Genomic DNA, 18,147 nt, shown 5'->3' on the forward strand with positions numbered 1-18,147 from the left:
CCGGCCCAGTGCGTCCGGCCCAGTGCGTCCGGCCCAGTGCGTCCGGCCCAGTGCGTCCGGCACGGCAGGGCGTCGGCGGGGCTCTGCCATCACGGCCCCGCCGACGCCTCGTCCCGTGACCCGCCGGCTCAGCGCGGCGGGTCGATGCCGAGGAACCGGAACGCGTTGTGCCAGGTGATGTCCTCCAGCTCCTTCTCGGGCAGCCCGAGCAGCCACAACGACCGGCCGGCCGGCTCCTCCCTGAGCATCGCCGGGAAGTCGGACCCGACGAGCAACCGGTCATGCCCGAGCAGGTCGACCAGGTACCGCAGGGCACGCCGGTCGAACACCATCGAGTCGTAGTAGAACCGGCGCGCGTACTCCAGCGGGGACGGGCCGTCGTCCGGCATGACGGCGCGCTCCGGGTTCGGCGGCTCCTCGTTCCAGGAGCCGCTCCAGAAGTACTGGGCGCGCGGCACCATGAGCGGGAACCCGCCGGCCGCGTGGCTGAACGAGATCCGCAGGTTCGGGCACTTGGCCGCGGTCCCTCCGGTGATCAGCGACGCGGCGGCCAGCGCCCCCTCCAGGCCGACGACGTACGTGCCCGCCGCGGACGGCGGCAGCCGGTCCGTCGCGGCCGGCATGGCGTGCACGAAGATCGGCAGGTCGAGCCGTTCCGCCTCGGCGAAGAACGGCAGGAACCGCTCATCGCCGATCGAGGCGCCCAGCACGTTGGAGGCGATCTCGACGCCGTGCAGTCCGGCCGCGCGGATCGCGGCCAGCTCCGCCGCGGCGGCGTCCGGATCCTGCAGCGGCACCATGCCGAAGCCGATCAGCCGCTCCGGCGCGACGGCGCACAGCGTCGCGGTGAACTCGTTGACGTGCCGGGCCAGCGCCAGCCCGTCCGCGACCGGCAGGTCGTAGCGCAGCAGCGGCGGCATCGGGGTGACCACCTCGGCGTCCACGCCGGACGCGTCCATCTCCTCGATCCGGCGCTCCGCCTGGAAGAACACGTCACGGGCGCGGAACCGCATCGCCCCGAACACCAGCAGGCGCGCGGTGTCGCCGTCGATGGCCTCCATCCGGGGGAAGCACGCCGGGGCGTCCTCCGGGTAGTCCCGCGGCAGCAGGTGGGCATGGGCGTCGACGAGCATTCGGACCTCCCGGTCGCTGGTCAGGAATTGGGGTGCACCGAGACATGGATCGCGGCCTCGCCCGGCACCTCGCCGGCGAGGGTCTCCATGGCCAGCGCCGTCTCGTCCAGCCCGAACGAGTGGGTGTGCATCTTCTCCAGCGGGAACCGGCCGGACTCGATGATCGCGATCGCCTCCGCGTACGCGCGGGCGTCCACGCCGAACGCGCCGACGAGCGTGAGCGCGCGGTTGATCACCAGGTCGGTGCGCACCGGCACCTCGCGGTCGCCCTTGAGCCCGGCCAGCACGACCCGGCCGCCGTGCCGGGCGGCGAGCAGCGCGTCGGTGACCGGCTTCGTGGCCATCGGGGTCAGCTCGAGCACCACGTCGGCCATCGCGCCGGAGGTGATCTCACGCACCCGCTCGACGGTGTCCTCCGCCTCGTCGCCGTCCACCACGATGGTGTGGTCGGCGCCGAACTCGCGCGCCAGCGCGAGCTTGTGCCGGTCGGCCTCCAGCCCGGTGACGATGACGGTCCCGGCGCCCGCGGCGCGGGCCGCGATGACCGAGGCGAGGCCGCGCTGCCCCGCCCCGAGCACCAGCACGGTGTCCCCGAGCTGGATCCCGCCCAGGTGGCAGGCCCAGCGCACCCCGGCGCCCAACGGGTTGAACATGGACGCGACCTCGGCGGGGAGGCTCGCGTCGATGCGGTGCAGCACCGCCCCCGGCGAGAGGTAGAGGTACTCGGCGAGACCGCCCCACAGGGACGGCTCCACGTCGATGCCGGTCACGCCGTGGCCGAGCGTGCGGTTCGGGCAGGACTGGTACCGCCCGATCAGGCAGTTGTGGCAGTTACGGCAGGGGACGACGACCTCCAGGGCCACCCGGTCGCCCGGCCGCACACCCCATCGGGCCGCGGCCCGCTCGCCGATCTCCTCGATGACGCCCATCGGCTCGTGGCCGGGCACCAGGGGTTTCCCGCTGCCCATCCGCATGTGGCCCTTGTACAGCTCGACGTCGCTGCCGCAGATGCCGTTGGCCTCGACCCGCAGCAGGCCGTCGTCAGGGCCGATCTTCGGGCGCGGGAACTCGCGGATCTCGATCTGCCTGGGGCCGACTTGCACCGCGGCGCGTACGGTCTCTCCCATTGATGAGGTGGCCTCTCTCGTGATGGTCCGTCTGGCTCGTCCGGGCGCGCGTCGCGTCAGGAGGGCACCGAGGTGATCGGCGGCGCGGCCGGGAAGCGGTGCGGCGGCCCCCCGTCCACGGCGAGGGTGTGCCCGGAGATCCACCTGGCCCGGTCACTGAGCAGGAACAGCGCGGCGTGCGCGATGTCCCAGGAGGTGCCCTCGGTCTTCAGCGCGGTGCTCTCCCGGCGCGGGCCGCGCATCTCCTCGGACATGTTGGCGGCGGCGAAGGCGCCCCAGATCGCGCCCACCTGGACGCAGTTGACCCGGATGCCCTGCGGGCCGAGCGTGGTGGCCGCGCCCTCGGTCAGGTTCTCCAGCCCGGCCTTGGCCACGCAGTAGACCATCCCGGGGCCGCGCATCCGCACGCCGACCGACGAGATGTTCACAATCGCGCTGCCGCGCGGCAGCACCGGCACCGCGTGCCGGGTGACCTGCCAGGCCGACTTGAGGTTGATGTCGACGAGCTGGTCGAACCGCTCGGGCGTCACGTCGAACAGGCCGGCCCGGTCGCCGGCCGCGACGTTGTTGACCAGGGCGTCGAGCCGTCCGAACCGGCCGGTCACCTCGGCGACGGCATCGGCGCAGGCGCGGTCGTCGGTGACGTCGGCGACCACCGCGATCGCCTCGCCGCCGTCGGCCGCGATCCGCTCGACGGTGCGCTTGGCCGCGTCCGCGTCCCGGTCGAGCACGGCGACGCGGGCGCCGTGCGCGGCCACGAGCCGGCTGATCGCGTAGCCGACGCCGGGCAGCCGTCCGTTCTGGCCGGCTCCCGTGACGAGCGCGGTGCGGCCCTCCATCCATCGCTCGCCGCCTTCGGCGAACGGATCGTTCAGCGGGTCGTCGGACATGGGTCTCCTCCATGCGTCCGTGGTGCGGGGGTGGGGTCCGGGGTCAGCCGGCGATCCGGGTCAGCCGGGACTTCAGCTCGTAGCGCTCGATCGAGCCGGGCGGGACGAGCGTCACGACCGCCCGGACGGTCAGCCGCGACCGGATGAGCCCCTCGATCTCCTGGCGGAGGCCGTCCAGGTCACCGGGCTCGTCGCCCCACTCGGCCTCGACCCGCAGCGGCGGCTCGACCCGGGGGCCCTCCTCGGGCAGCACGATCTGGATCGCGCCGTTGGTGCGCGGGTGCAGGGTCTGCACCAGGTCGCGCACCGCCGAGGGGAACACGTTGACGCCGAGCACGATCAGCATGTCGTCGGTACGGCCCACGCAGCGGATGAGCGGCGCGCCGTCCGGGGCCAGGCCGGTGACGACGATCCGGTCCCTGGTGCGGAACCGGACCAGCGGGCACGCCTCCCGGTCCACCGACGTGTAGACGAGCTCGCCGGTGGCGCCGGGCTCCGGGACGACCGGCTCACCGGTCTCCGGGTCGATCAGCTCCACCACCACGTGCTTGCCGCCGGTGTAGCGCATCCCGCCGCTGCCCGGCGCCTCGCCGAACAGAACCGGCGCCATGTCGGCGTTGCCGAGGCCCTCGGTAACCGGCGCGCCCCACTCCTCCTCGACGTTCCGGCGGAACGCCGGCTCGCCCCCGCCCGGCTCGCCACCCACGAAGATCTTGCGGATGCCGAACTCCCGCGGGTCCCGGCCCAGCTTGCGCACGTGCTCGGCCAGGTAGCGCACGTACGAGGGGGTGGCGTGCAGCGCGGTGACGCCGAGGGTGTCCATCGCGAGCACGGCCTTGTCCGACGCGCCGGTCCCGATCGGGACCATCGTGGCGCCGATCCGCTCCAGCGCGTCGCGGATCGGCAGGCCGCCGACGAACAGGGTGAGCCCCGAGCCGTGCAGGACGACGTCCTCACGGCGGGCGCCCATGGTGTGGAAGGCCCGGGCCACCATCTCGGTCCACGCCTCGGAGTCGCGCCTGGTGACCCCGACCCAGCTCGGCGTGCCGGTGGTGCCGGTGGAGGCGTGCACCCGGATGATCTCCGTCATGTCCACCCCGGCGTGCCGGCCGAGCGGGGGCGCCGCCGCCTGCGACTCCCGCAGCATCTGCTTGCTGGTGAACGGCAGTTTGCGCAGGTCGTCCAGCGAGATCAGCGCCGACGGGTCGACCCCGTGCCCGGCGAACAGGTCGGCGTAGAACGGCGAGCGGGCGGGCAGCCGGTCGAGCTGGGTACGGAGCATCGCGGTGACCGCGTCTCGGTCCTCAGGCGCGACGAAGCCAGGTGTGAACACAGAAGTTCCTTCCGGGAATGCGGGTCGCTCAGTGCTCGTGGACGACGACGCCGCGGATGTTCTTGCCGTCGGCCAGGTCGCGGTAGGCGTCGTTGATCTCGTCGAGCCGGTACTTCCGGGTGACCAGCTCGTCGAGCTTGAGGTCCCCTGAGCGATACAGGCCGAGCAGCCTCGGCACGTCGTACAGCGGGTTGCAGTCGCCGAAGAGGGCGCCGCGCACCTGCCGCTGGTAGCCGATCAGCTGGCCGGCGTGCACGTGCGCGGCGCGCTCGGTCAGCTTGCCGACCGCGGTCACGGTGACCTTGCCGCCCTTGCCGGTCATCTGCACGGCGGCGTTGACGATCTCCTCGGTGAGCACGCCCGGGGTGCAGATCACGTGGTCGGCGAGCTGGCCCCAGGTGGTCTCGACGACGAAGTCGTGCGCCTCGCGGGCGTCGGCGAACGTGTGCGTGGCGCCGAACACCGTGGCCATCTCCCGCTTGAACGGCACCGGGTCCACCACGACGACGTTCTTCGCCCCGGCGTACCGTGCGCCCTGCACCGCGTTGCTGCCGACCCCGCCGGAGCCGAAGATCACGACGGTGTCGCCCGCCCGGACCCCGGCGGCGTACACCGCCGAACCCCAGCCGGTCGGCACGCCGCAGCCCACCAGCGCGCCGATCTCGAACGGGATGTCGTCGGGGAGCGGGATGACCGCCCACTCCGACACCACCGCGTACTGCGAGAAGGTGCCGAGCGAGCAGAACCCGCCGAGGTCCTCCCCGTCGAGGTGGAACCGGTAGGTGCCGTCGAGGAACATGCCGGTGCCGGCGTTCAGTCCCTTGACGCACATGTTCTGGTGCCCGGTCGAGCAGGGCCGGCAGGCGCCGCAGGCCGGGATGTAGGAGCAGACGATCCGGTCGCCCGGCTTGACCCGCCGGACGTCGGGGCCGACGGACTCGACGACGCCGGCGCCCTCGTGCCCGCCGACGATCGGGAACCGCACCGGGGCGTCGCCCGCGGTGATGTGGTCGTCGGAGTGGCACAGTCCGGCGGCGTAGAACTTGACGCGGACCTCGTGCGCCTTCGGCTCGTCGAGTTGCAGGTCGGCCAGCTCCCAGCCGGCGTGCGGCCGGCGGGCAATGGCAGCGCGGGTGGTGATGCTCATCGGTTTCCCCGTTCTGTCGCGGCGCTCACGGCTCCGCGATCTCCAACGCCGTGACGTGCGGGAGGACCTCGGCGCCGATCAGCTCGACGTGGTCGAGGTCGTGGATGTCGTAGATGTGCAGGTAGACGGTGTCGACGCCGAGCGCGCTCAGCTCCTCGATCCGCTCCACGACCAGCTCGGGCGAGCCGATCGCCGCGTTGGTACGCATGAACTCCGAGCCGATGACGGCGGCCCGGCGCTCCACCTCCGCGGGCGTGGAGCCGCAGGCGATCGGCAGCACCGACGACCGGCGCGGCTCCGCCGGGTCGCGGCCGATCGCCTCACAGGCGCGGGAGAACACGTCGAACCGCTCGCGCAGGTCGCCGCCGAGCGCCGAGTTGAACTCGGTCGCGTACTTCGCCGCGATGGCCGGGGTGCGCCGGGGGCCGGTGCCGCCGACCAGGATCGGGGGATGCGGCGTCTGCGCGGGCCGCGGCGGGGTGCGGTTGTCCTCGATCCGGAAGTGCTTCCCGGCGAAGGAGAAGCCCTCCTCGTCACCGGACGGGGTGCGCCACAGCCCGGTGATGATCGCGAGCTGCTCCTCCAGCCGGTCGAACCGCTCGGCGGTCTCCGGGAACGGCAGGCCGAAGGCGGCGTGCTCGCGGGCGTACCAGCCGGTGCCGAGGCCCAGCTCGACCCGGCCGCCGCTCATCTCGTCGACGGAGGCGACGATGGTGGCCAGCAGGCCGGGCGCGCGGAACGTGGCCGCGCCCATCAGCGCGCCGAGCCGTACCCGCCGGGTGTCGCGGGCCAGCCCGCCCAGGGTGGTCCAGCAGTCGGTCGGCCGGTACGTGCGGTCCTCGGGGTCGACGCCCATCAGGTGGTCGGAGCGGAAGAACGCGTCGAACCCGGTCCGCTCGGTGGTCAGCGCGAGGGCGAGGATGTCGTCGTAGGTGGATCCGTGCCGGGGCTCCATCAGGACCCGCAGCCGGATGCCGCGACGGTCAGAGCGTGCCACGGATCGACACCGCTTTCACCTGGGTGTACTCGAGCACGTGCTCCGCGCTCATGGTCCGGCCGAAGCCGCTGCGCTTGTAGCCGCCGAACGGAGCGCCGATCACTCCGCCGCCGAGCGCGGCGTTCACCGCGACCTGGCCGGCCTGCAGCCCGCGCGACATCCGTACCGCGCGGCCGACGTCGCGGGTCCACACCGAGGCGACCAGCCCGTACTCGGTGCCGTTGGCCACCTCGAGGGCCTCGCCCTCGCCGTCCACCGGGATCACCGACAGGACCGGCCCGAAAATCTCCTCCTGGGCGATCCGCATCCCCGGGTCCACCCGGTCGAACAGGGTGGGCTCGACGAAGAAGCCGCGCTCGAACAGCTCACCCTCGGGGACGCCGCCGCCGGTGACCAGCTCGGCGCCCTCCTCCCGGCCGATCCGCATGTAGTCGAGCACCCGGTCGTGCTGCTTGGCATTGATCAGCGGGCCCATCTGGACCTGCTGGTGCCACGGCCCGACCTTCACCTGGCGCATGTGCTCGGCCAGGCGGCGCACCACTTCGGCGTGGATGCTCCGGTCCACCACGACACGTGACCCGGCGGCGCAGATCTGGCCGGTGTTCAGCGTGATGCCGGCGGCGATCGCGGGGATCGCCGCGTCCAGGTCGGCGTCGTCCAGCAGGACCTGCGGCGACTTGCCGCCCAGCTCCAGGTGCAGCGGGATGAGGTTCTTCGCGCAGGCCGCCATGACCAGCGAGCCGGTCTGCGGCGAGCCGGTGAAGCTCATCCGGTTGATGCCCGGGTGGGCCGGGATGGCGGCGCCCGCCTCGTGGCCGTAGCCGGTCACCACGTTGATCACGCCCGCGGGGATGCCCGCCCGCTGCGCGAGCCGGGCCAGCGCCAGCGGGGTCAGCGGGGCGTCCTCGGCGGGCTTGATCACGATGGTGTTGCCGGCCGCGATGGCGGGGCCGACGTCGTTGACGAACATCGGACCGGGGGCGTTCCACGGGATGACGCTGCCCACCACGCCGTACGGCTCGCGCAGGGTCAGCCCGAGCACGTCCGGCGAGTACGTCGGCAGTGAGTGGCCGAGGACCTTGTCGGCCTGACCGGCGACGAAGGTGAGGATGCGGGCCATCGGCGGCGGGCCCCAGTGCGGGCGGCCCACCTCCTTGGACTCGAGCTGGTCCAGCTCGGCCTCGTGCTGCTCGATGAGCCGGGCCCACCGCTGGATCAGGGCGCCGCGCGCCGTCGCGTTGGTGTCGCGCCAGGCGGGGAAGGCCGCGGCGGCCGCCCGCACCGCGGCGTCCACGTCGGCGGCGGTGCCGCGCGGCACCCGCCCGAGGACCTCGCCGGTGGCCGGGTTGATCACCTCGATCGTCTCGCCGCCGATCGCGGGGACCCACTCCCCGCCGATCAGGTGCACGTCGTCGACCTGCAGGGAGTCGACTCCCGAGCCGGGAAGGACAGTCGTCATCAGATGCTCCTCAGTGCTCGTGTCAGTGCTCGTGGACGATCACGCCGCGGATGTTCTTGCCGTCCAACATGTCCTGGTAGCCCTGGTTGACCTCGTCCAGGCGGTACGTACGGGTGATCAGCTCGTCGAGCTTGAGGTCGCCCGAGCGGTACAGCTCCAGCAGGCGCGGGACGTCGTGGAGCGGGTTGCAGCCGCCGAAGATCGCGCCCTGCACCCGCCGCTGGTACCCGATGAGCATGCCGGGGTGGGCGTCGAGCGAGCCGTTGCCGACCGCGGTGACCGTCACCTGGCCGCTCTTGCCGACCACGTTCAGCGCGTGCTCGATGACCTCGTCGTGCAGCACGCCGACCGTGATGATCGCGTGGTCGGCGAGCTCGCCCCAGGTGGTCTCGACGACGAACTCGTGCGCCTCGCGGGCGTCGGCGAACGTGTGCGTGGCGCCGAACACCTTCGCCATCTCCCGCTTGAACGGCACCGGGTCCACCACGACGACGTTCTTCGCCCCGGCGAAGCGCGCGCCCTGCACCGCGTTGCTGCCGACCCCGCCGGAGCCGTACACCACGACGGTGTCGCCCGCCCGGACCCCGGCGGCGTACACCGCCGAGCCCCAGCCGGTCGGCACGCCGCAGCCCACCAGCGCGCCGATCTCGAACGGGATGTCGTCCGGGATGCGGATGCAGGAGAACTCCGACACCACCGCGTACTCGGAGAAGGTGCCGAGGACGCAGAGCCCGCCGAGGTCCTCCCCGTCCAGGTGGAAGCGGAAGCTGTCGTCGGGGAACATGCCGGTGGAGGCGTTCTTGCCCGCGTCGCAGAGGTTCTGCCGTCCGGTGGAGCAGTAGCGGCAGGCGCCGCACGCCGGGATGAAGGAGCAGACGACGTGGTCGCCGACCGCCACCCGGGTCACGGACTCGCCGACGGCGTCCACGATGCCGGCGCCCTCGTGCCCGCCGACGACCGGGAACCGCATCGCGGCGTCGCCCTTCTGGATGTGGTCGTCGGAGTGGCACAGCCCCGCGGCCATGAATTTGATGCGGACCTCATTCGCCCGCGGCTCGTCCAGCTCGACGTCGGTGATCTCCCACGGCCTGCCGGGTTCACGGCAGATCGCGGCGCGAGTGGTCATGCTCATTGAGCCCCGTCTCCTGATTCTCGAATGGCCGCGACGGCGGCCGCGGTACGGGCGGATTCAGCGGAAAGTCGCAGGTGAGGCCGTACGCGGTCGGCCGCGGTGACCTCACTATGCCGGGCCGGTGACCGCGTGATCGACGGCCCTTTCGCGTCACGGAAAGGAAATGTCGCCGGGATCCGTAAGGCCGGCGTCCGTACGGCGCGCGGCCGTGCCGGTGGTCGCGGCCGGGCCCGCGTCGAGCGGGAAGTTGAGCGGGAAGTGGCAGGCCACCTGGTGGCCGGGCGCGAGCTCGCGAAGCGCCGGCCGCTCCTCCGCGCACCTGGCCTGGGCGAGCGGGCACCGGGTGCGGAACCGGCAGCCGCTCGGCGGGTCGATCGGCGACGGCGGCTCCCCTTGCGGGGGCGTGGGCCGGCGGGCCTCGCCGGTGACCGGGTCCAGGCCCGGGATCGAGTCCAGCAGCGCCGCCGTGTACGGATGCATCGGCCGCCGGTACAGCTCCTCGGACGGCCCGATCTCGGCGAGCTGCCCGAGGTGCATCACCGCGACCCGGTCGCTGATCTGTTTCACCAGCGCCAGGTCGTGCGAGATGAACAGGTACGACAGGCCCAGCTCCGACCGCAGCCGCTCGAACAGGTTCAGCACCTGCGCCTGGATCAGCACGTCCAGCGAGGCCACCGCCTCGTCGCAGACGATCAGCGCCGGGTTGAGCGCGATGGCCCGCGCGATGGCGACGCGCTGGCACTGCCCGCCGGACAGCTCGTACGGGCGGCGCCCGGCGAACACGCCGGGATCGAGCCCGACCAGGTCGAGCAGCTCCCGCACCCGTTCCCGGCGGCGGGCCGCCGAGCGCACGCCGTACCCGAGCAGCGGCTCCTCGACCAGATCGGCGATCCGCCAGCGCGGGTTCAGCGAGCCGAACGGATCCTGGTAGACCATCTGCATGTCGCGGCGCGCCTCCACCAGCGCCTTGCGCCGCAGCCGCATCAGGTCCGTGCCGAGGAAGCGCACCTCGCCCGACTTGGGGCGCGGCGCCTGGATGATCGACCTGGCCAGGGTGGACTTGCCGGAACCGGTCTCCCCCACCACGCCGAGGGTTTCGCCCCGGCCCATCTGGAAGGACACGTCGGACACGGCGTGCACGACGGCGCCCTTCACCCCGCCGGGCCCGCGCACCGCGAACTCCTGCACGATGTCGCACACCTCGAGCAGCGGGGTGTCCCCCGCGCGCGTCTCGGTCATCTCGTCGCTCCGTCCTCGCCGCCGCCACCGCCGCCGCCAGAACCGCCGGGCGGGTCCTCGGCGGGATGCCAGCACGCCCACCAGTGCCCCGGTTCGTGCTCGGAGAAGGGCGGCGCCTGTTCGCACCGGCCGGTCGCCGACGCGCAGCGCGGCCGGAACGCGCAGCCCTTCGGGATCGCCGCCGGATCCGGCGGCTGGCCGGAGATCACCGGCAGCGGCGCGTGCGGCTCCCGCTCCAGCAGCGGGACGGCGCCGAGCAGCGCCCGGGTGTACGGCATCCGCACGTGCCCGAACAGCCGGCCCGCCGAGGCGTACTCCACCGCCCGCCCCGCGTACATGACCACGACGTGCTGGGCGTAGCTGGCGGCCAGCCCGAGATCGTGGCTGATCATGACGACGGCCATGCCGAGTCGCTCCTGCAGCTCGACCAGCAGCTGCATGATCTGCGCCTGGGTGGTCACGTCCAGCGCGGTGGTCGCCTCGTCCGCGATGAGCAGCCGGGGCTCGCCGGCCAGCGCGATGGCGATCACCACGCGCTGGCGCATGCCGCCGGAGAGCTGGTGCGGGTACTCGTGGAAGCGGCGCTCCGCGGCCGGCAGCCGCACCAGTTTCAGCAGCTCGACCGCCCGCTCGCCGGCCTCCTTCCGGCCGATCCCCGAGTGCGCGCGGATCGCCTCGGTGATCTGCGCGCCGATCCGCATGGTGGGGTTGAGTGAGCGGGCCGGGTCCTGGAACACCATCGCGATGTCCCGGCCGCGCCTGCGCCGGATCTCCCGCTCGGGCATGCCGATCAGCTCGGCGCCCTCGAACCTGGCCGAGCCGGACACCTCGGCCGAGGACGGCAGCAGCCCGAGCAGCGCGCGGGCGCTGACGCTCTTGCCCGACCCGGACTCGCCGATGATCGCGAGCATCTGGCCGGCGTCGAGCCGGTAGGACAGGCCGTTCACCGCGTGCACCCGGCGGCCGCCCCTGGTGAACCGGATCCGCAGGTCCCGTATCTCGAGCAGGGCGGCCGCGCCGGCCCGCTCCGCCGGGTCCGCGGTGAGCACCTCGTCTCGTTCGACAGTCATCGGACACTCCACCGCGTACGCAGGCTCTCGCCGAGCAGGTTGAACGCGAGCACCGTGACGAACAGGATCAGGCTGGGCCAGAGCACGAGCATGGGGGTCGCGGACAGGCTCGCCTGCCCCTGGGAGATCATGTTCCCCCAGCTCGGCGCGGGCGCCGGGATGCCGAGACCGAGGAAGCTCAGCGCGCCCTCGATGACGATCACGACACCCATGCCGAGCATCCCGAACGTGGTGAGCTGCGGGGCGATGTTCGGCGCGATGTGCCGGAGCAGCACCCGCCGGCCCTTCGTCCCGCAGAGCCGCGCGGCGGCCATGAACGGCTGCTCGCGCAGGCTGAGCGTGGCCGCCCTGGAGATCCGGGCGAACGCCGGGACGCTGAAGAATCCCAGCGCCAGGATCGTGTTGGTCAGGCTCGGCCCCAGGCTCTGCGCGACCGCGAGGGTCAGCACCAGCGACGGGAAGGCGATCAGCACGTCCAGCAGGCGCATGATCACGGTGTCCGCCGCGCCGCCGACGTACCCGGACAGCGCGCCCAGCGTGCCGCCGACCGCCAGGCCGAGCAGGTTCACCGTGACCGCGACGATCAGCGACGTCTGCCCTCCGTACAGAATGCGGGACAGGATGTCGTTGCCGTTGGGGTCGGTGCCGAGCAGGTGGCCGGGCGAGCCGGTGGGCAGGCCGGCCTCCAGGATGTTTCCGCCGGTCGGCGACGGCACGGGCAGGACCAGCGGAGCCAGGAAGCAGGCTCCGGCGACCAGCGCCAGCAGCGCCACCGGCACGGCCACGCCGAGCCCGCGGGTCCAGGTACGCGCCCGCGGAGCGTCCTCGTCCGCGTCGGCGACCGGCACCGGCGGCGCTTCAACGACTGCCATAGCGAATCCTCGGGTCGAGTACGGCGTAGAGCAGGTCGGTGAGCAGGTTCGCCAGCACCGCGACGACGGCGAACACCACGACGCAGGCCTGGACGACGGCCATGTCGCGGGTGTTGATCGCCTGCAGCATGAGCTGGCCGAGCCCGGGGAGGGCGAAGATCTGCTCGATGATCACGGTGGCGCCGATCAGCGTGCTCAGGTTCAGCCCGACCACGGTGATCAGCCCGAAGGACGAGTTCCGGAAGGCGTGCCGCAGCAGCACCCGCCACGGACCGACGCCCTTGGCCTGGGCGGTGACCACGTAGTCCTGCCCCTGCATCTGGTCGACCAGGTCGCCCCGGAGGAAGCGGGTGTAGAGGCAGAACATCGGGATGCCGATCGCCGCGGACGGCAGCACCAGCGAGTGCAGGTTGCCGCCGACGCTCTCCGACAGCGGGACGAACCCGATCGCCGGGAACACCGCGAACCGCACGGCGAACACCAGCACGAGCACCAGGGCCAGCACGTAGTTGGCCACCGACAGCCCGGTCACGCTGACGAACATGCTGAGCCGGTCGAAGAGCCGGTTCGGGCGGTAGGCGGCCAGCAGCGCGACCGGCACGGCGAGCACCAGCGAGACGACGAACGCCATGGCGACCAGCTCGCCGGTCACCGCCAGCCGCTCGCCCAGTTGCCCGGCCACCGACTGGCCGCTCACCAGGGAGCGGCCGAGGTCGCCGGTGACCGCGCCGCCGAGCCAGTCGAGGTAGCGCAGCGGCGCCGGCTTGTCCAGGCCGAGCTGCAGCTCCATCGCGCGGATCTGCTCGGGAGTGGCGTCGGCGCCGAGGAGCTGCTGGGCGGCGTTGCCGGGGATCAGGTTGAGCACCCAGAAGGTCAGGATGCTCACCCCGAGCGTGATCGGGATCGCCATGAGCAGCCGATTGCCGACCAGCCGCACGCTGGGCGAGGCGAACAGCCGCGCCCCGACGCCGCGGTGACGCCCGGCGGTCACCGCCGTCACCGGCTTCTCCAGACCTCGTCCCACAGCACGCCAGAGTTGACGACCAGCGGCGGGATCCTGGTGGTCAGGCCGGGTCCGTGCACGCCCTTGGCGGTGAGGTTCGTCGGGGCGAAGGCCAGGCCGAACGGCGCGTACGCCTTGTCGCTGATGTACTGCCCGGCCTTGGTGTAGATCGCGTCGCGCTCGGCCGGGTCGACGGTGCCCTCGGCCTCGGCGAACATGTCGTCCAGCGCCTTGTCGGCCACCCCGCTGAACGGCGAGGTCGAGGCGAACCGGAAGGCGACGCCGACGCCGGCGGCCGGGTCCCAGGCTCCCGCGGTCTGCAGCATCGCGTGCCACTTGCCGGAGTTGAACTGCTGGACGAGGGTGGAGAGCTGGTAGTCCTTGATCGTGGTGGTGATGCCCGCCTCCTGCCACTGGGTCTGCAGCGCGATCATCACCTGCTTGGCGACGTAGTTGCCGAGCGTGCCCAGCTCGACCTTCAGCCCGCCCAGCTCCTGCACGAGCTGCTTGGCCCTGTCCAGGTCGTGCCCCCGGTAGCCGGGCACCGAGTCGTGGTGGAACAGGCCGCCGGGCGCGGTGAACGACTGGCTGACCGGGAAGCGGTCCTTGAACAGGCCCTTCGCGATGGCCTCGAAGTCGGTGGCGTAGTAGATCGCCTGGCGGGCCCGCTCGTCGTCGAACGGCGCCGCCTTCGAGTTGAGCTGCACCACGTACGGGGAGGTCGGCGGCTGCATGGTGACCGTGAGCCGGCCGCCGGACTGCGCCTGCTCCATCAGCGGGACGGTGTTCATCCCCTCGTACGCGTGGGCCTGCCCGGCCAGCAGTGCCTGGTAGGCCGCCTGGTCGCCGCCGATCGACTTGAACGTCAGTTTGTCCAGGTACGGCAGGCCGTCCTTGAAGTACTGGGGGTTGCGCTCCAGCACCAGTTCGGAGCTGAGCTGGTTGGACACGACCGTGAACGGCCCCGCGCCGACGGGGGTCACCCGGAACTTGTCGTCGCCGAGCTGCTTCAGCGCGGTCGGCGAGGCGATCCAGTTCACGTTCGAGATCGGGAACGCGTTGATCACGGAGGCGTACGGCCGGGTGAACCTGAGCACCACGGTGTCGCCGCCCTCGACGCCGATGCCGTCCTTGACCAGCGGCCACTTGGGCGTGCAGGTACACGTCGCGCCGAGGTTGCGCTTGAGGTTGAACACCACCGCCTCGGCGTCGAACGCGGTGCCGTCGGAGAACGTGATGCCCTGGCGAAGCTTGATCTTCACGGTCTTGCCGCCGTCGAGCAACTCGTAGCTCTCCGCCTGGTTGGGCGTGACCTTGGCGTCGCCGCCGTCGTCGTTCGCGGTGAGCAGGAACAACCCACCGTAGATGGCGCCCATCATGGCGATGTTGGCCCCGCCGGTGGTGTTGGTCGCGGGGTCGAGGCCGGTCGGCCAGCTTCCGGCGAACGCCGAGTCCTCCAGAACGGTGATCTCCCCGCCCTTCTGCGGGGTGGAGGCCGCCGACGTCTCGTCCGCCGGCGCGGCCCCGGTGGAAGCGCCCGGGTCGCCGCTGCACGCGGCGATCCCCAGGAACGCTGCCAGAAGGACAGCCATTCGCTGGGTCCTCGTTCTCACTTGCGTCCTCCTGCTTCGGTGACGGCGACGGGCAGCCGGTGCGGTGCCGTGGAACTCTCCAGGGGATGCGCGGCGGTGCCTCTGACCTGCGCCTTCGGCCGTTCTGCGGCTGTGTGACCTGGCTCACTGCTGTGCGCTCAAGGGTGACCAGGCGCTGTCGGCCTGGCAAAGCGAGCTTTCGTGGGATGGAAGAAAAGCTTCGGACGCTCACCGAGACGCCCGGCGCCTCGCCGTCGCCGCCCGCCTCCGAGCAGCGGAAACCGGCGGGCTCGCGACGAATGACGTAGCCGCGCCGCGACACTCCGCCGTACGAGATGCCGTCATTCGCGAGTTATCCCTGCTGGCGCGGCTGGTTAACGTCGCACCAGACCCGAACAACCGGATCTCCCAGGAGGCGACGACGTGGCCGGCAACAAGGCAGTGACCTACATCGGTCCAGGCAAGGTCGAGGTGCACTCCATCGACTACCCCGGGCTGGTGCTGAAGGACGGCCCCGGCGTGCACCCGGCGAACGTCGGCCGCGAATGCGAGCACGGCGTCATCCTGAAGGTCGTCTCGACCAACATCTGCGGCTCCGACCAGCACATGGTGCGCGGCCGCACCACCGCGCCCGCCGGCCTCGTGCTCGGCCACGAGATCACCGGCGAGGTCGTCGAGGTCGGCCGGGACGTCGAGTTCATCAAGGTCGGCGACCTGTGCTCCGTCCCGTTCAACATCGCGTGCGGGCGCTGCCGGATGTGCAAGGAGGGCCACACCGGGGTGTGCCTGAACGTCAACCCCGACCGGCCCGGCTCGGCGTACGGGTACGTCGACATGGGCGGCTGGGTCGGCGGGCAGGCCGAGTACGTCATGGTCCCCTACGCGGACTGGAACCTGCTGAAGTTCCCGGACCGCGACCAGGCCCTGGAGAAGATCCTCGACCTGACCATGCTGTCGGACATCTTCCCCACCGGCTACCACGGCGCGGTCACCGCGGGCGTCACCTCCGGGTCCACGGTGTACGTCGCCGGCGCGGGCCCGGTCGGGCTGGCGGCGGCGCACTCCGCCCAGTTCCTCGGCGCGTCCGTGGTGATCGTCGGCGACATGAACGAGGCGCGGCTGGCCCAGGCGCGCAGCTTCGGCTGCGAGACCGTCGACCTCACCAAGGACGCCTCGCTGGCCGAGCAGATCGAGCAGATCCTCGGCGTGCCCGAGGTGGACGCCGCGGTGGACGCCGTCGGGTTCGAGGCCCGCGGGCACGGGACGGGCGCCCAGGAGGCCCCGGCCACGGTGCTGAACTCGATCATGGAGATCACCCGGGCCGCGGGCAGGCTCGGCATCCCCGGCCTGTACGTCACCGGCGACCCCGGCGCGGTGGACGACGCCGCCAGGGTGGGCTCGCTGTCGATCCGCATCGGGCTCGGCTGGGCGAAGTCGCAGTCGTTCACCACCGGCCAGTGCCCGGTGATGCGCTACCACCGCGGCCTGATGAACGCGATCCTCAGCGACCGGGTGCGGATCGCCGAGGCGGTCAACGCCACGGTCATCCCGCTCGACGACGCACCCCGCGCGTACGCGGAGTTCGACAGCGGCGTCGCGCGGAAGTTCGTCATCGACCCGCACGGCATGGTGCCCGCCTGACCCTCCCTGCCCCCACCCGCAGCCCCGACCCTGAAGGGAACCGTCTTCCGTGAACGACCTGCCCCCGCCCGCCGCCGGTGACGTACGGCCCCAGCCGCTCAGGCCGGCCGGCACGGTGGCGGTGGTGACCGGCGCGGCCGGCGGGCTGGGCCGGGCGATCGCCCGGCGGCTGGCCAGGGAGGGCTGCTCGGTCGCGGCGCTCGACATCGCCGAGATGCCCGGCCTGGAGAACGAGGCGGGCCCGGGGCGGATCGGCGTCTGGCGGTGCGATGTGACCGACTCCGGCCAGGTCCGCCGCACCGTCGCCGAGGTGGCCGACCGGTTCGACGGGTTGGACATCCTGGTCAACAACGCCGGCCTGCTCTCCGGCCGGGCCAGTCTGCTCGACACGACGCCCGAGGAGATGCGCCGCTTCTTCGACGTCAACACGGTCGGCGCCCTGCTGATGGTGCAGGCCTGCTTCCCTCTGCTCCGGGACAGCGCGTATCGCGGACGCGTCGTCAACGTCGCGTCCCGCACGTTCTTCACCGGGGCGCCGGGCCAGCTCGGCTACGTGGCGAGCAAGGGCGCGCTAATCGGGATGACCCGGGTGATGGCGCGCGAGCTCGGAGAGCACCGGATCACGGTGAACGCGGTGATGCCCGCGCAGGTGGCGACCCCCGGCACCCGCGCGCACTCCGGCGACGAGGTGTTCGCCCGGACCATGGGCCAGCAGGCGATCCGGGAGTTCGTCACCCCGGAGCACTTCGCCGGCCTGGTCGCCTACCTCGCCTCCCCCGACGCCGCCATGGTCACCGGCCAGTCCCTGATCTGCGACGGAGGCGGATACCTGCACTGAACCGACCGGCGCGGCCCATCCAGGGCGTCGCCGCATCCGAGAGAAGGTCGCGGCACGCGGAGGCGCGGCGTGCGCGGTGCCCGCCGGACAGGTACGGCACCCCGCCTGTCCGGCGAGATACCCCGGCTATGATCGCGCCTCCGTCTTGCGGCGCCGAGCGGGCTTCTTGGCCGGCGGCCTCCTCTTGGCCTCGGCCTTCCGCTCGGGGGCGACCGCCGGGGTGGCCTTCTCTGAGACGTCCCGCAGCTGATCCGCGACGTCGCGGCTCACCTTGCTGATCACCGTGCGGCCGCGGACCGTCAGGTCGTCATAGATCTCTCCGACCTTGTCGGCCGCGGTCCCGATGTACGTGAGGGCCTTGACGGGCAGATCCTCGACGGCCACCTCGCGTGCCCTACCGGGCAGCTCCGCGGATGTCTTGGGAACCTCCTGCGCCCGCCCCTGCAGTTGCCGGGACCACGTGCGCAGCTTCTCGACGGCGTATTGGCCGGCGCCCGCGACGACGTAGAGCGGCCTGAAGCCGCTGATCTTCTTGAATCCTTGGCTGATCACCATGGTTGTTCTCCCCTCCCAGCAGAGGGAGGCCCGAGCACGTGTGCTCCTTGGGAATCCCGGCGGGATCTCCCTGTCCTCGGCACGGTCTGATCCCTGCCGGGACGCAGCAGGGTCCTCCG

At 72.1% G+C, this 18,147-nt stretch carries 16 protein-coding genes; 2 read left to right on the top strand and 14 right to left on the bottom strand.

Annotated elements, in window-relative coordinates; genetic code table 11:
* Window positions 1–128: 128 nt before the first annotated feature.
* From AWQ68_RS29460 to AWQ68_RS29520, 13 genes are all read right to left on the bottom strand, one after another.
* Window positions 129–1,133 (bottom strand): amidohydrolase family protein, encoded by a 1,005-nt coding sequence (locus AWQ68_RS29460; RefSeq protein WP_066946368.1) that lies wholly within the window; start codon window positions 1,131–1,133, stop codon window positions 129–131.
* Between the two features lie 20 nt (window positions 1,134–1,153).
* Window positions 1,154–2,260: a zinc-dependent alcohol dehydrogenase gene (locus AWQ68_RS29465; protein ID WP_066946371.1), complete on the bottom strand. Its 1,107-nt coding sequence runs from the start codon at window positions 2,258–2,260 to the stop codon at window positions 1,154–1,156.
* 56 nt (window positions 2,261–2,316) lie between these two features.
* Window positions 2,317–3,150, bottom strand: a complete 834-nt coding sequence (locus tag AWQ68_RS29470; protein WP_218007089.1) for an SDR family NAD(P)-dependent oxidoreductase — start codon at window positions 3,148–3,150, stop codon at window positions 2,317–2,319.
* 43 nt (window positions 3,151–3,193) lie between these two features.
* Window positions 3,194–4,483 carry a phenylacetate--CoA ligase family protein gene (locus tag AWQ68_RS29475; protein ID WP_066946374.1) on the bottom strand — a complete coding sequence of 430 codons (1,290 nt, stop codon included), beginning with the start codon at window positions 4,481–4,483 and terminating at the stop codon, window positions 3,194–3,196.
* 28 nt (window positions 4,484–4,511) lie between these two features.
* Complete coding sequence (locus tag AWQ68_RS29480) at window positions 4,512–5,630, bottom strand: NDMA-dependent alcohol dehydrogenase (RefSeq protein ID WP_066946377.1); 1,119 nt, start codon at window positions 5,628–5,630, stop codon at window positions 4,512–4,514.
* A gap of 25 nt (window positions 5,631–5,655) precedes the next feature.
* Window positions 5,656–6,627 (bottom strand): TIGR03560 family F420-dependent LLM class oxidoreductase, encoded by a 972-nt coding sequence (locus AWQ68_RS29485; RefSeq protein ID WP_174554162.1) that lies wholly within the window; start codon window positions 6,625–6,627, stop codon window positions 5,656–5,658.
* Complete coding sequence (locus AWQ68_RS29490; RefSeq protein WP_066946380.1) at window positions 6,614–8,086, bottom strand: aldehyde dehydrogenase family protein; 1,473 nt, start codon at window positions 8,084–8,086, stop codon at window positions 6,614–6,616. The genes AWQ68_RS29485 and AWQ68_RS29490 overlap by 14 nt, the downstream gene beginning before the upstream one ends.
* A gap of 22 nt (window positions 8,087–8,108) precedes the next feature.
* Window positions 8,109–9,218, bottom strand: a complete 1,110-nt coding sequence (locus AWQ68_RS29495; RefSeq protein WP_066946384.1) for an NDMA-dependent alcohol dehydrogenase — start codon at window positions 9,216–9,218, stop codon at window positions 8,109–8,111.
* 150 nt (window positions 9,219–9,368) lie between these two features.
* Complete coding sequence (locus tag AWQ68_RS29500; protein WP_084464527.1) at window positions 9,369–10,457, bottom strand: ABC transporter ATP-binding protein; 1,089 nt, start codon at window positions 10,455–10,457, stop codon at window positions 9,369–9,371.
* Window positions 10,454–11,527 carry an ABC transporter ATP-binding protein gene (locus AWQ68_RS29505; RefSeq protein ID WP_066946387.1) on the bottom strand — a complete coding sequence of 358 codons (1,074 nt, stop codon included), beginning with the start codon at window positions 11,525–11,527 and terminating at the stop codon, window positions 10,454–10,456. The genes AWQ68_RS29500 and AWQ68_RS29505 overlap by 4 nt, the downstream gene beginning before the upstream one ends.
* Window positions 11,524–12,399 carry an ABC transporter permease gene (locus tag AWQ68_RS29510; protein ID WP_066946389.1) on the bottom strand — a complete coding sequence of 292 codons (876 nt, stop codon included), beginning with the start codon at window positions 12,397–12,399 and terminating at the stop codon, window positions 11,524–11,526. The genes AWQ68_RS29505 and AWQ68_RS29510 overlap by 4 nt, the downstream gene beginning before the upstream one ends.
* Window positions 12,386–13,399, bottom strand: coding sequence for an ABC transporter permease (locus AWQ68_RS29515; RefSeq protein WP_066946392.1), 1,014 nt, complete (start codon window positions 13,397–13,399; stop codon window positions 12,386–12,388). Before AWQ68_RS29515 ends, AWQ68_RS29510 begins: the two co-directional genes overlap by 14 nt.
* Window positions 13,396–14,994, bottom strand: coding sequence for an ABC transporter substrate-binding protein (locus tag AWQ68_RS29520; protein ID WP_066946395.1), 1,599 nt, complete (start codon window positions 14,992–14,994; stop codon window positions 13,396–13,398). The genes AWQ68_RS29515 and AWQ68_RS29520 overlap by 4 nt, the downstream gene beginning before the upstream one ends.
* Window positions 14,995–15,417: 423 nt before the next feature.
* Between AWQ68_RS29520 and fdhA the strand changes: the two genes are divergently transcribed.
* On the top strand, window positions 15,418–16,635 hold the full coding sequence (gene fdhA / locus AWQ68_RS29525) for a formaldehyde dehydrogenase, glutathione-independent (protein ID WP_066946398.1): 1,218 nt from the start codon (window positions 15,418–15,420) through the stop codon (window positions 16,633–16,635).
* Window positions 16,636–16,684: 49 nt separating this feature from the next.
* Complete coding sequence (locus tag AWQ68_RS29530) at window positions 16,685–17,473, top strand: SDR family NAD(P)-dependent oxidoreductase (RefSeq protein ID WP_218007090.1); 789 nt, start codon at window positions 16,685–16,687, stop codon at window positions 17,471–17,473.
* A gap of 126 nt (window positions 17,474–17,599) precedes the next feature.
* Here the strand turns inward: AWQ68_RS29530 and AWQ68_RS29535 are convergent, their stop codons facing one another.
* The gene (locus AWQ68_RS29535) at window positions 17,600–18,028 is read right to left on the bottom strand and encodes a hypothetical protein (protein WP_066946400.1); all 429 of its coding nucleotides are present in this window, start codon (window positions 18,026–18,028) and stop codon (window positions 17,600–17,602) included.
* Window positions 18,029–18,147 lie beyond the last annotated feature (119 nt).

Source organism: Microtetraspora fusca, from assembly GCF_001570365.1.
GTDB classification, from domain to species: domain Bacteria; phylum Actinomycetota; class Actinomycetes; order Streptosporangiales; family Streptosporangiaceae; genus Microtetraspora; species Microtetraspora fusca.